Here is a 13083-nt window from a genome sequence, read left to right as displayed (position 1 = left end):
TCATCCTCCCTGCAGGCCGAAGAGTCGTTCGGCATTGCATCTTGTCTGTTCAGCGATGTCCTCCACGCGGCTTCCCCGCTGTTCGGCCAGGGTCTCCGCGACCCGGATCACGTGCGCGGGTTCATTGCGTTTCCCGCGGTGCGGCACGGGAGCGAGATACGGCGTATCCGTCTCGATCAGCAGCCGTTCCGCCGGGATCGTTTTCGCCGCCGCGCGAAGGGCCTCGGCATTTCTGAAGGTGATGATACCACTGAAACTGATAAAAAAACCAATGTCGACCAGGGCCTCCGCAAACGCCTCGCCGCCGGTGAAGCAGTGGAGGACGCCCGGCGGCGACGGAGCCCCGGGGCGGGCCGCGAATGCGCGCAGCGCCGTGAGCGTGTCGTCGTCGGCCTCACGCGAATGGATCACGACGGGTTGATGCACTTCGGCGGCGATCGCGAGCATCCGCTCGAACAGCTCGCGCTGGGCTTCGCGCTCCTCCGGTCCGTGGTAATGGTAGTCGAGTCCGATCTCTCCGAGTGCCACGCACTCCGTCCGGCGGAGCCGCGTGCGCAATCCCGCCTCGTCCGGGGAGCGGCCGGCCTGATCGCGGTCGCATCCCGCCGAGGCGAAGATCGAGCCCGGATACCGTTGCGCCCATTCGAGGGCGGTTTCGTCGGCCTCCGGCCGCCCGCCCACGGCGAGGATCCGGTCGACGCCCGCATCGCGCGCGCGCGCCAGGCCCGCCTCGATCTCCTGCGCTCCGCCCAGTCCGTCCAGGTGCACGTGGGTATCGAACAACCTCATCCGCGGGCCAGAAAGTTTTCGAGCAGTCTCCGGCCCTCGACCGTCAGGATCGATTCGGGATGGAACTGGACGCCCTCCACGGGGTGCTCCGCATGGCGCACCCCCATGATCTCGTCCTCCTCCGTCCACGCCGTGAGGGTCAGATCCCCGGGCAGCGAATCCCGGTCGATGATGAGCGAGTGATACCGCGTGGCCTCGAAGGGATCGGGCAGATCGCGGAACACGCCCCGTCCGTCGTGGTGGACCGGCGACGTCTTTCCGTGCATCAGCCGGGCCGCGCGGACGATGCGCGCGCCGTAGACCGCGCCGATACACTGGTGACCGAGACAGCAGCCGAAAACGGGGATCTCCGGACCCAGGGCGCGGATCACCTCGCACGAGACGCCCGCATCCGGCGGGCCGCCGGGACCGGGGCTGATCACGATGCGTTCGGGGCGCCGCGCCCTGACCTGATCGACCGTGATCTCGTCGTTGCGATGCACTTCCGTCTCGACGCCCAGCTCCCCGAGCTGCTGGACGATGTTGTACGTAAACGAATCGTAGTTATCGATCACCAGGATCATGGCGACACCTCCCCGCGCGCTTCGCGGAAGCGTCCGGCGAGCGCCAGCGCCGTGAGCATACCCCGCGCCTTGTTGCGCGTTTCCTCGTACTCGTTCGCGGGCACGGAATCGGCGACGATTCCCGCGCCCGCCTGCACGTAGGCCTTGCCTCCGTCGAGGATGATCGTGCGGATCGTGATGCAGGTATCGAGGTTGCCGTCAAAGCTGATGTAGCCCACCGCGCCGGCGTAGGGGCCGCGTTTCATCCGTTCGAGTTCGGCGATGATCTCCATGGCCCGGATCTTCGGCGCTCCGCTGACCGTCCCCGCGGGAAACGTGGCCCGGAGCAAATCGTAGCCGTCATACCCCGGGGCGAGGGTTCCGGTGACGTCCGAGACGATGTGCATCACGTGGCTGTAGCGTTCGATCGTCATCAGGTCGGGAACCTGCACGCTGCCCGCGCGGCAAACGCGGCCGATATCGTTGCGCGCGAGGTCGACCAGCATGATGTGCTCGGCGCGCTCCTTCGGGTCGGCCAGCAGCTCGGCCTCCAGCCGCCGGTCCTCGACCGCATCGAGGTGCCGGGGCCGCGTGCCGGCGATCGGGCGCACCTCGACCTCGCCCTCTTCGCAGCGCACGTGGATCTCGGGCGAGGACCCCACCAGCGAGCTGTCCTCCATGTCCAGCAGGAACATGTACGGCGAGGGGTTGATCGAGCGCAGGGCGCGGTAGACATCGAGCGAATCGCCCTCGTGGCCCACCTCGAATCGCTGGGACAGCACGGTCTGGATGATGTCGCCCGCCCGGATATACTCCTTCGCCTTTTCCACCGCCTGCTCGTACTGCTCCCGGGTCATATTCGACGACGGTTCCGGCGGATCGACCGGCTCGTGTCCGTCCACCAGCATCCGTTCGACGGGACGGCGGAGCGCGTCGGCCAGGAAGTCGATCTCCCGGACCGCCGCATCGTAGGCGGATTCGGGATCGCCGTCGATGAACGCGTTGGCGACGATCTTCAGCCTGTGCTGCACCCGGTCGAACACGACGATCGCATCGGTGACGAGGAAGACCATATCAGGGGCGTGCAGCGGGTCCCGGTCGCAGACGGGCACGCGGGGCTCGAACTGGTGCACGCAGTCGTACCCGAGAAAGCCCACCGCGCCTCCGATGAACGGCGGCAGGTCGGCGTCCGCCTCGACCGGCCGGAAGCGCTCCATGTAGCTGCGCAGGGCCTCGAGCGGCTCCACGCCCTCCGCGACCTTCGTCTCCCCCCCGCGCTCCTCGATTTCGACCCGGTCGCCCCGGGCGCGGACGATCGCGCGCGGACGTCCGCCGATAAACGAATAGCGTCCGATCCGTTCGCCGCCCTCCACGCTCTCGAGCAGGAACGTGTGGGTGGCGCGGCCGGATTCGCGCAGCGCCGTCCGCACGCGGGCGTACGCGGAGACCGGGGTTTCGGGATCGGGGAGATACTCCCGCCAGACGGGGATCAGGTTCCCGTCCGCAGCCCGTTCCATAAAGCTCGCCTTGTCCGGCATGACCGTCATGGACCCTCCTCAGGGATCGAGGTTCTCGAGCGCGCCGGCCCCGAAGTCGATACGGCGGTAATAGCAGTTGCGGGGCTCGCCCTGCGCATTCTTCGTGTGGCAGATGCCGCCTTTACGCGGACGGACGAGGTACAGCAGCGAATTCTGCTCGCAGTTCACCCGCACCTCGAGCAGGTCGAACACCGCTCCGCTGGTCTCGCCCTTGACCCACAACTCCTGCCGGGAGGTGCTCCAGAACACCGCCACGCCGCGGCGCATGGATTCCCGCAGGGCCTGTTTATTCACGTAGGCGACGAGGATGACCTCCTTCGTATCGACGTTCTGCACCGCGCAGGGAATCACGCCGGGCGCCTGCGCCGCCACTTTTTCCAGTTTCGTCCAGTCGAGCTGCAGGTCCTGTCCCTCTTCAAGCTCTTTGCTCATACCCCGTTCCCTTCCTCTTTCGCTTCCGGTCTTCATGGTTAAAAAGGTTCATATCCTGACTTCAACCCCTTCCCCGCGCATATACTCCTTCACCTCTTTTATCGTGAACGTCCCGAAGTGGAAGATCGAGGCCGCGAGCACGGCATCGGCCGCGCCGTACGTGACGGCGTCGACCATATGCTGCAGGGTGCCCGCACCGCCGGATGCGATGACGGGAGCATCGACGGCTTCGGCCACGGCCCGGGTCAGGTCCAGGTCGTACCCGTCCTTCGTCCCGTCGGCGTCCATGCTGGTCAGCAGAATTTCCCCTGCGCCCCGCTCCACGCCTTCGCGGGCCCACGCCACGGCCTCGCGTTCCGCGGGGGTACGCCCGCCGTGGGTATAGACCGTCCACCCGCCCTCGCCGTCACGGCGGGCGTCGATGGCGAGCACGGTACACTGCGAGCCGAACCTCTCCGCCGCGCGGTCGATCAGCGCCGGCGATTCTACCGCCGCGGTGTTGAACGAGACCTTATCCGCTCCGGCGTGCAGCATCCGGCGCACATCGTCCTCCGAACGCATGCCGCCTCCGACGGTCAGCGGCATGAAGACCTCGCGCGCCACGCGGCGCACGACCTCCTCCATGATTTCGCGGTGATCGCTCGACGCCGTGATGTCCAGGAACGTCAGCTCGTCCGCGCCCTGCTGCTCGTAGGCACGCGCGCATTCCACCGGATCGCCCGCATCGCGGAGGTCCACGAACCGGACCCCTTTCACGACCCGCCCGCCCGTCACATCCAGACATGGTATGATACGCTTCGCCAGCACGACAACTTCTCCCCGGATTCAAAGCGTTCTTTGTACCCTTTACGGGCCCGCTCGTCCACCCCGCATCCTCTGCTCAGGAGTTCAGGGGGGTGGGTGGGGTGAACGGCTGGCGGGAAATCCCGCGCGAAATTCCGGGGGGCATGGCGAGGTCGAGTTCGGCGGCGATTTCTTATCCCGCAAACCCTTTGCCCCTCTTCCGGTTGGTTCCGGGATCCAGGCTTCTCATCCCTGCCGGTCTCCCACTCTCTCCGGTTCCCTTGGGCGGTCGCAAACGGTAGGATGGGATCGAATCAAAACGGGAGCGGGAATGTGAAGGCGGCGCCGGTTGAATTTAAAAGCGTACTCATTACCGGATGCTCGAGCGGGATCGGTCGCGCGGCGGCACGGATGCTGAAGACCCGCGGATGGGAGGTTCTGCCGACGGCACGGAAGGAAGAAGATCTCGCGTCGCTTCGCGAGGAGGGATTCTCACCGCGGAAGATTGAACTGGCGGACGAAGATTCCGTTTCGGGGCTTCTCAATCAGCTTCAGCACGACGGCAGGCTGCCGGGGGCGCTGGTCAACAACGCCGGCTACGGCCAGCCGGGCGCGATTGAGGACCTCAATCGCGAACTCCTCCGGCGACAGTTCGAGGTGAATGTCTTCGGCCTGCAGCAGCTCGCCAACGGGTTTGTTCCCTCGTTCCGCAAACGGGGCTGCGGGCGTATTGTACACGTAAGCTCTATGCTGGGACGCCTTTCGATGCCGCTCAACGGCGCGTATTCGGCGTCAAAATTCGCGCTCGAATCCCTCGCGGACGCACAACGTGTGGAACTCCACGACTCGGGCGTCGCAGTCTCGTTGATCGAGCCGGGTCCGATCTACACGGAATTTCACGCCTCCGCCCGCCGCCGCGGTTCCGCGACCCTGCGGACTCCGCACTCACCGTTTCTGCCTCTGTACGAGAAGTTCGAGCACGCCGACCGCGCGCCGCGCACCGCGGCCCGCTTCGCCCTCCCGCCGGAGGCCGTCGCGCGGAAGATCGTCCACGCCCTCGAATCACCGCACCCCCGCATCCGCTACCGGGTGACGATCCCCGCGCTCCTCGGCGAAGCCGCCCAGCGCCTGCTGCCGGCGTGCTGGATCGACGCCGCCTTCCGCGCCGGACTGCGCAGGTTCAGCGCGGCGCCTGCCACTTCTGACGAACCTGTCCAGAATTGATTTAAACCACCCCCGCCAGCCAGTAGCCAGTGTTACACTGGCCACTGGCCGGCGGGATCTGGTCATACCCGACAGCCAGTAGCCAACGCAACAGCAGGGGCTGGTCAACGCACAAGGCGTCTTCGTGTTGCTGATTGAGGAGGAGATTGCCGTGCTGGGAGGCGGAGGGCAAGCTGAACCGGAGCATAGGGGCACAGTTCCGCCGTGGGGCGCGGTTCTGCCCGGCCCCGTAGGGGTGCCCCGAAGGGGCAAGGGCAGAACCGCGCCCCACGGCGGAAGAGTTTTGATCAAGCCCCGCTCTTCACGGGGCGGAAGCAAGGAAGGCGGCCATCTTCTCCCTTGGCGTCATCCATCCCAGACACTTTCGAGGACGGTCGTTGAGGAATGTGTCGATGCGCTTCAGTGCCGCTGTACCGATTCCCCGGAAAGAGACCTTCTTGGGGTGCAGCCTGCGAATCAGGCCGTTGGTGTTCTCATTGGTTCCTCGTTCCCAGGAGTGATAGGGATGTGCGAAGAAGATGTCCATGCCGGTCTTCGTCGCCATGCGTTCATGCATCGGCATCCGCGTTCGTCGTGACCACTTTAAGCGGATCCAATCCCAGGTCCCATGCAAAGTAGTCAAATAATCCGTCGGCGTTGCTGTCCGCATTGGTGGGGCACGAACCCCACGCGTACTCCTGCCGGGCACTCATAAAATCAACGTCGCTATCTGATTCCCCTGTGACGCTCGCTACGCCCCCGTAGTACACCCGCTCCCAGTAATCGGGCAAATCATCAAAATCGGTGTCGGCGAGAAAGAGTGCGAGCACGGGGCTTGATAGGATATCGGCCTCCGAGTCGGCGCAGAGAAGCCCTCCCGAGTTCGCGCCCCAGGCCCACAGCGTCCCGTCGTTTTGAAGCGCCAGGGCGTGGCGCGTTCCCGCGGCCACGGAAACGATATTGGTCAGCCCGGGAATCAGGGTCGCCGACGAGCGGTCACTGACATTGGTCCCGAGTCCCAGTCGGCCCTCGTCCCCCCGGCCCCACGCATACACCGTCCCGTTCGATCTAACCGCAAAACTCTGATCGCGGCAGGCCGCGATCGCGATCACGTCCGTCAGATTGCTGACCGCCACCGGGGTGTTGGTCGCGGAAATGAGGGGCTGAACATCAGCATGGATGGAAAAGGGCGCTGGGTGGACAACGCGTTCATCGAGCGGCTGTGGTGGAGCCTGAAGTATGAGGATATTTATCTGAAAAGCTATGAAACGCCCCGGGAAACCGGGCGCGGCGTGGGGGCGTGGCTGGAGCGCTACAATGCCGAACGTCCGCACTCATCGATCGGGGATCGAACGCCCGATGAGGCGTACTTCGGGATGGAGACGGAGTCAAAATGCAGAGCGGCATGAAGAGGCGAGTTGCCCACAGCCATGCGACCGTCTCCGACGAGTTCAATGACCCATTCTCGACGGTCGCAGACTATGGACTACTCGCCGGAGTTGTGGCAGAACACTCGCAGGAAGCGGGAGCCCTGATGCTGACTTAAAGTTCGAAAACACTGGCTCCGCTATCGGGACCACCGCTTATTGTTTCATTGCTGTGCTCGTAGTCCATCCCGAAGCTTTTCCGCGATCCGAGCCCGCAGGCTCTTCGGGGCGAGCACTTTCACGTCGGGCATCCAGGACAGGACCCAGCGTACCAGTTCCTTGCGTCCTGTCGTCTCCAGCCGCATCTCGACACGGCCGTCCCGGCGCGTTCGGAACTCCTGGGTGGGGTGCCACTGCCGTTCGGTGATGTACACGGCCAGTTTCGGCTCGAAAAGCAGCCGGACCTTGATCGGCTTCTCGCCGCCCACGATGCCGAACGCCTGCCGGGCGTATGTCTCGGGGCTGAACTCGGCCGCTCGCGTGTAACCCTGTCCCGTCGCCGCGATCCGCCGGAACCGCGACAGGGCGAACGTCGCCACACGCCCCTTCTCCGCGTTCCACGCCATCAGGTACCAGTTCCCATGGTAGGCGAGCAGGTGGTAGGGGTGCAGTTCGTACTCGGATACGCGCCCGTCGAAGGTCTGGTACGTCGCCCGGACCGCCTCGCAGCGTTCCACGCATCCAGCCAACTTCGCCCATACATCGGGATCGATCCGCACCCGGTCCTCGGGCAGGACGCCGACGTGCTCACTGAGCCAGTCGGGTTCGATGGTCACATCGCCCTCCAGCGACTCGGCAATTTTATCCAGCACCGAGCGCATGTCCAGGTGGAGTGGTGTGTCCTCGTAATGGGCCAGGAGCTTGCGGGCAAGCGCGAAGCTGAACGCCTCCCGGCGGCTGATCCGCACCGGTGGCAACATGTAGGTTTCGTCCGTGAGCCGGAAACCATGCCGGGCCTCGTCGTAGGCCAGCGGGGCGTTCTCCTCGTCGCGCAGGAAGTCCAGATCCCGCGCCACGGTCCGGCGCGACACCTCGAACTCCTTCATGAAGTCGCTGCTGTTCGGCAGATAGCCGGTCTCTGCGCCCTCGCGCACCATCTGGACCATGCGCCGGATGCGGTAATACTGGGGTCTGGAGCCTGCCTTCATTTTTCTCAAACTTTCTTCAGGGGTATGCCGTTAGATGACACACCCTCTTTTATACATTGGGCGGCATGGTGGATCAAGTCTATCGTCCGCGCCGGCCCAAGGCATCGCCCCTGTGGCAATGCCTTTCCGGGCATTTCGACGCGTTTCTGGAGCTATACGAGGAACAATACCAGCCCCGGTACGGCTTCCTGCGCCCCATCATCCCGGAGGTCGTCAACAAGTTCCTCGACTGCGGCGACCTGGAGCGCGGCTTCGCCCGCGTGCGCTGCGACGACTGCAAGCATGAATACCTGCTCGCCTTCTCCTGCAAAGGGCGCTGGTTCTGCCCCTCGTGCCACCTGCCTGCGCCGAAGCGGCTTCGGCAGGCAGGCCAGAAGAAAGTCCAGCTCTTCGGCGCGCTTGTCACCGAGACCATCCTGTTCCCAGTACCCCACCGGCACTTCACCTTCGCCCTGCCCAAGATGTTGCGCATCTACTTCCGCCACGACCGCGATCTGCTCAAAGACCTGTGCCGGATCGCCCACGAGTGCCTGCTCGAATACCTGCGCACCACGCTCAATCTAACCGAGGGCCTGCCCGGCATCGTCATGGCGATCCACACCTTCGGCGAATACCTGGACTTCCACCCGCACCTGCACGCACTCGTTGCCGACGGCCTGTTCGTGCGCTCGGGCCTGTTCTATGTCCTGCCCGATGTCAGCCTCAAGCCGCTGGAGGAATTGTTCCGGGCTCGGGTCATCACGTTTCTGGTGGACAAGGGGCTTCTGCCGCCCGAGCGGGCGAACATGCTGCGCGGCTGGGTACATTCCGGGTTCAACGTGCATCGCAGCCGACGCGTGCAGCCGGACGAGCGAGAGGATCTGGAGCGCCTCGCCCAGTACATCATCCGCAACCCTTTCGCCGTCGAAAAGATGCAGGTTGCCGAGCCCAACCCATCCAACCCAGACCTGTCTGCGTGCGGACACGCACAGGCAGACGGCTCGATCATCTACCGCTCCGGGCTCAACCCGAAGATACAGCGCAACTTCGAGGTCTTCAGCCCGTGCGACTTCATAGCGGCCATCACACAACACATCCCCGACAAGAGTTTCCAGCTTGTCCGCTACTACGGCTGGTACAGCAACAAGATGCGCGGCCAACGCAACAAACAGGCCGCCGAAGAGGCAAAGGCGCCAGGCCAGGCCGTGCAGATCATCGATGTATCCGACCACAAGCCGCGACGCATCCCGTCACCGAAATGGCGCGAACTCATCAAGAAAGTCTGGGAAGCCGATCCGCTGCTGTGTCCGAAATGCCAGAAAGAGATGCGTATCGTTTCTCTGATCGACGACCGGGCGGTGATCGAGCGCATCCTCCGCCACCTGGGCCTCTGGGAACAGGGTGTGCGCGTCCTACCGGCGAGGGCGCCGCCTGAAGTTGCCGACCGGGTCATCGAGCCCTGTTTCGATGACCCATTCCCGGATTACGACACCGAACCGGTGATGATGTACGCGAACGGCTGAGTCATCGCGACAGGTGCGGTGCGTCCCCGAACACCGCCGTATGCGTTTCATCGGGCCGTTTTGCCGTCACGAGGCTGTTCCATCCACGGCTTGATCGCGTTCGCAGCCCGTTTTTGCACCGACTGCACCGACTTGACCGATCCTGGCTCGGTTTGCTATCTTTCCCGACACGAAAACGCTCCTTCAGACCGGTTCCAGCGGGCGGGTGACCGCGCCGCCTGAAAAGCGATTTCTTATCAATTCTTATCAGTAATGCATTGCACCGCACTTCCCGCGTCCCGGGGCCCGCCGTGACTTTCGACCCCCGTCCGTCCCGTGCCCGAAAGAGGGTCTTTCCGTAACACGGGCACCCTGTTTATCGGCCGGGAACCCCGCCGCATTGAAAGGCTCCCCGCTCGGCAAAACCTGATCGAAAAGCCTTGGACCTCCGGTTTTTTTATTGTAAAAAATCGGCTCACATTCGCGGGGCAATATGACCGAATTTCGCTTCAAACAGGGCATGCGGCTACCCATCGAAGGGGTGCCCGCCTCCGGCATTACGGAATGGGCGGCCTCCTCTTTCGCGCTCTGCCCGCTGGGTCTGAAGCCCTTCAAGGGCAAACCCGCCGTCCGCGAGGGCGATACGGTCGCCCGCGGCGCGCCTCTGCTCTACAATAAGCGAATGGAGAGCCTCGTCCTGCGCGCCCCCGTCGGCGGTCGGATCACGTCCATTGCGTACGGAGAGCGGCGCGCGATCCGCCGGATCGAGATCCGGCCGGAGGAGGCCGGCGACCCGGTCACGTTCAAGTCATGGGATCCGGGGTCCATCGCGTCGCTGGATCGCGACACGCTCGCCTCGCACCTGCTGGACGCGGGCCTGTGGGCCCTGATCCGCCAGCGCCCTTTCGCGCGCATCGCCGATCCGGCGTCTGCCCCGAAAGCGGTTTTCGTGAACGCCTGTGCCACCGCGCCGTTCCGGCCCGACCCGTCGGTCGTGGTCGAGGACGGCGAGGACGCCTTTCGCGCGGGGTTGACCGCGATGGCCGCGCTCACGGACGGGGCGGTGCACGTCTGCTCAGGCCCGAATTTCGTGCCACCCCTCCCCGAAGAAGCCGGGGGACGCATCCGCCATGACGTCTTTCGCGGCCCTCATCCGTCGGGAAACACCAGTGTACACATCCACCACCTGGCCCCGATCCGGGCCGGTGAAACGGTGTATACGATCGAGGCGGGCGACGTAGTCCAGATCGGCCGGCTGCTGCTCGGCGGCGAACTCCCGAAGTCGAAGGTCATCGCCCTCGGTGGACCGGCGGCGGGCGACCGGAACCGCACCCACTACCGCATCGCCCCCGGTGCGGTGCTCGACGAACTGGTTCGGGACGCGGTCGGGAATACGGAGACCCGGGCGATCAGCGGCGATATCTTCTCGGGCCTGGCGATGGAGGACTCCGTCGTCGACCGCCCCGGCATTCACGCCCTCAGTCTGCTACCCGAGGACCGCAGCCGCACCTTCCTCGGCTGGACCGCACCGGGCTGGAACGCGTTCAGCGTCCATCGCCTCTACCCTTCGGCGCTGCGGAAAGGCCATCGCTGGCGGCTCGGCACCAGCACGCACGGCCGCCCGCGCGCGATGGTCCTCACGGGGTGGTACGACCGCTACCTGCCGATGAAGATCAACATCGATTACCTCGTCCGAGCGGTCATCGCCCACGATGTGGAAGAGGCGATCGAACTGGGCATTCTGGAAACCGACCCGGAGGATTTCGCGCCGGCGGCGTTCGCCTGCCCGTCGAAAATGGAACTCAGCGAAATCATCCGCCGCGGCCTTGAGGAGATCGAAGAAGAAGGGCTATGAAGTTTGATCCCGCATCGATGATGGAACGCATGCGGCCGCTCTTTGAAAAGGGCGGCACCCTGCACAGGATTCATCCGCTTTTTGAAGCGGGCGACACCTTCATGCGCACGCCGCCCGACGTGACCTCGAAGCCGCCGCATGTGCGCGACGCGGTCGATCTGAAGCGCGTGATGATCTTCGTGCTCTACGCGCTGATGCCCTGCTTCCTGTTCGGCGCGTTCAACGCCGGCTACCAGGCCAACGCGGCGAGCGGCGCCGAGGCCGGCTTCGTCGGCCACCTCGTGCGCGGACTGATCATCGTACTCCCGATTGTGATCACCTCCTACGCCGTGGGAGGGCTGTGGGAAGTGCTCTTCGCCTGCGTGCGGCGACACGAGATCAACGAGGGCTTCCTCGTCACGGGCATGCTGTTCCCGCTGACGCTGCCGCCGACGATTCCGCTCTGGCAGGTGGCCGCGGGCATCTCGTTCGGGGTGGTGATCGGCAAAGAGATCTTCGGCGGCACGGGGTACAACATACTCAATCCCGCGCTCACCGCGCGCGCGTTCCTGTTCTTCGCCTACCCGGTCGAGATCACCGGCGACCGGGTCTGGGTGGCGGCGGACGCGGTGACCAGACCGACGCCGCTCTCTGTCGCCGAATCCGCGTCCTCGGCCCCCGCACAGGCGCTGCAGGAGGCGGGGTACGATTTCATGACGATGTTCGGCGGCCTCGAGCCCGGAAGCATCGGATCGACCTCCGTGATCGCCGTTCTGCTGGGGCTGGGGCTGCTGCTGCTGGTCGGCGTGGCGTCGTGGCGGATCATCCTCTCCGGCGTGATCGGACTCTCGCTGACCTCGCTGCTGTTCAACTTCGTGCCGGCCGGGGAGTTCGGAACCTATGCGCAGCTTCCGTTCTACTACCACCTGATTATGGGCGGATTCGCGTTCGGGATCGTCTTCATGGCGACGGACCCCGTCTCGGCGGCGACGACGACGGCGGGCAAATGGATCTACGGTTTCATGATCGGGTTCCTCACGGCGGTCATCCGCGTGTTCAATCCCGCGTTCCCCGAAGGCGTGATGCTGGCGATCCTGTTCATGAACGTGATGGCGCCGCTGATCGATCACGGGGTGCTGCGCGCCCACATACGCGATCGACAGCGCTATCTCGGGAGGATGAATCATGCGTGACGACGTACGCACGATCCTCTTCGCGCTGGCGGTCTGCCTGGTCTGCAGTCTCGTGCTCTCCGGCACGGCGGCGGCGCTGCGCGAGCGGCAGCGCACCAATATCCTTCTCGACCGTCAGAAAAACATCCTCAAGGCGCTCGGGGTCCCGTTGAAGCGGGAGGACGGCGCGAAGCTGGGTGCCGGGGACGTACAGCGGCTGTTCGCGGAACACATGAAAACGGTCTGGCTGGATGCCGACACCGCCGAGCCCGTCGGACCCGAACGCCGCCCGGCGCCGGAAGAGGACGGCATCCCGCCGGGGCTGCGGCCGGTGTACATCTGGGAACGCGCTGCGGCGCCCCGTTACGTGGTTCCGATCCGGGGGCGCGGTCTGTGGGGGATGATGTACGGGTATCTGGCGCTCGATTCCGGTCTCTCGACGATCGGGGGCCTCACGTTTTATAAACACAATGAAACGCCGGGCCTCGGCGCGGAGATCGAGAAGAGCTGGTTCCAGGAGCAGTTCGAGGGCAAGCGCCTCTACCGCGACGGAGACCCGGTCGATTTCGAGGTCGTGAAGGGCGGGGTCGAGCGGAAGTTCCCCGACGGTAGTCCGCGCGCGGTCGACGCGATCAGCGGGGCGACCAAGACGAGTGTCGGGGTCGAGGAAACGCTGCGGAGCGCGGCGAAGAACTACGACGCGTATTTTGACCGGTTGAGAGACCGGGGTTGAA

At 64.8% G+C, this 13083-nt stretch carries 13 protein-coding genes and 1 pseudogene; 6 read left to right on the top strand and 8 right to left on the bottom strand.

What is annotated here, in order from left to right; translation table 11 throughout:
* The 5 genes from L21SP4_RS02925 to hisF are packed head-to-tail and all read right to left on the bottom strand — an operon-like array spanning nt 1 to nt 4108.
* The gene (locus L21SP4_RS02925) at nt 1-789 is read right to left on the bottom strand and encodes a TatD family hydrolase (RefSeq protein ID WP_074041370.1); all 789 of its coding nucleotides are present in this window, start codon (nt 787-789) and stop codon (nt 1-3) included.
* Nucleotides 786-1352: an anthranilate synthase component II gene (locus tag L21SP4_RS02920; RefSeq protein WP_052881254.1), complete on the bottom strand. Its 567-nt coding sequence runs from the start codon at nt 1350-1352 to the stop codon at nt 786-788. Before L21SP4_RS02920 ends, L21SP4_RS02925 begins: the two co-directional genes overlap by 4 nt.
* Nucleotides 1349-2878 (bottom strand): anthranilate synthase component I, encoded by a 1530-nt coding sequence (gene trpE, locus L21SP4_RS02915; protein ID WP_052881253.1) that lies wholly within the window; start codon nt 2876-2878, stop codon nt 1349-1351. Before trpE ends, L21SP4_RS02920 begins: the two co-directional genes overlap by 4 nt.
* 9 nt (nt 2879-2887) lie before the next feature.
* Nucleotides 2888-3301, bottom strand: coding sequence for a phosphoribosyl-AMP cyclohydrolase (locus L21SP4_RS02910; RefSeq protein WP_052881252.1), 414 nt, complete (start codon nt 3299-3301; stop codon nt 2888-2890).
* 48 nt (nt 3302-3349) lie between these two features.
* Nucleotides 3350-4108 carry an imidazole glycerol phosphate synthase subunit HisF gene (gene hisF, locus L21SP4_RS02905; RefSeq protein ID WP_052881251.1) on the bottom strand — a complete coding sequence of 253 codons (759 nt, stop codon included), beginning with the start codon at nt 4106-4108 and terminating at the stop codon, nt 3350-3352.
* 279 nt (nt 4109-4387) lie between these two features.
* On the opposite strand from hisF, the gene L21SP4_RS02900 reads away from it, so the two are divergent.
* Entirely contained in the window at nt 4388-5308 is a 921-nt protein-coding gene (locus L21SP4_RS02900) for an SDR family NAD(P)-dependent oxidoreductase (RefSeq protein WP_082116479.1), read from the top strand.
* A gap of 301 nt (nt 5309-5609) precedes the next feature.
* On the opposite strand, the gene L21SP4_RS02890 is transcribed toward L21SP4_RS02900, so the two are convergent.
* Nucleotides 5610-5852, bottom strand: coding sequence for an IS30 family transposase (locus tag L21SP4_RS02890; RefSeq protein ID WP_160300649.1), 243 nt, complete (start codon nt 5850-5852; stop codon nt 5610-5612).
* 4 nt (nt 5853-5856) lie between these two features.
* Complete coding sequence (locus tag L21SP4_RS02885) at nt 5857-6423, bottom strand: RCC1 domain-containing protein (RefSeq protein ID WP_074041368.1); 567 nt, start codon at nt 6421-6423, stop codon at nt 5857-5859.
* Between the two features lie 27 nt (nt 6424-6450).
* On the opposite strand from L21SP4_RS02885, the pseudogene L21SP4_RS02880 reads away from it, so the two are divergent.
* Nucleotides 6451-6696, top strand: a pseudogene (locus L21SP4_RS02880) (integrase core domain-containing protein); the annotation flags it as partial.
* Nucleotides 6697-6878: 182 nt separating this feature from the next.
* Here L21SP4_RS02880 and L21SP4_RS02875 read toward each other — a convergent pair.
* Nucleotides 6879-7862: a helix-turn-helix transcriptional regulator gene (locus L21SP4_RS02875; RefSeq protein WP_082116477.1), complete on the bottom strand. Its 984-nt coding sequence runs from the start codon at nt 7860-7862 to the stop codon at nt 6879-6881.
* 65 nt (nt 7863-7927) lie between these two features.
* Here L21SP4_RS02875 and L21SP4_RS02870 point away from each other — a divergent pair, with 65 nt between their 5' ends.
* From L21SP4_RS02870 to L21SP4_RS02855, 4 genes are all read left to right on the top strand, one after another.
* Complete coding sequence (locus tag L21SP4_RS02870) at nt 7928-9364, top strand: IS91 family transposase (protein WP_144413729.1); 1437 nt, start codon at nt 7928-7930, stop codon at nt 9362-9364.
* Nucleotides 9365-9836: 472 nt separating this feature from the next.
* Nucleotides 9837-11198: an NADH:ubiquinone reductase (Na(+)-transporting) subunit A gene (gene nqrA / locus L21SP4_RS02865; protein ID WP_052881244.1), complete on the top strand. Its 1362-nt coding sequence runs from the start codon at nt 9837-9839 to the stop codon at nt 11196-11198.
* Nucleotides 11195-12370: an NADH:ubiquinone reductase (Na(+)-transporting) subunit B gene (locus tag L21SP4_RS02860; RefSeq protein WP_052881243.1), complete on the top strand. Its 1176-nt coding sequence runs from the start codon at nt 11195-11197 to the stop codon at nt 12368-12370. The genes nqrA and L21SP4_RS02860 overlap by 4 nt, the downstream gene beginning before the upstream one ends.
* A complete protein-coding gene (locus tag L21SP4_RS02855; protein ID WP_052881242.1) occupies nt 12363-13082 on the top strand; it encodes a Na+-translocating NADH-quinone reductase subunit C in 720 nt (239 codons plus the stop codon). The genes L21SP4_RS02860 and L21SP4_RS02855 overlap by 8 nt, the downstream gene beginning before the upstream one ends.
* The last annotated feature ends 1 nt before the right edge of the window (nt 13083 follow it).

This window comes from Kiritimatiella glycovorans, assembly GCF_001017655.1.
GTDB lineage: Bacteria > Verrucomicrobiota > Kiritimatiellia > Kiritimatiellales > Kiritimatiellaceae > Kiritimatiella > Kiritimatiella glycovorans.
This window is presented reverse-complemented; position numbering and strand designations above follow the sequence as displayed.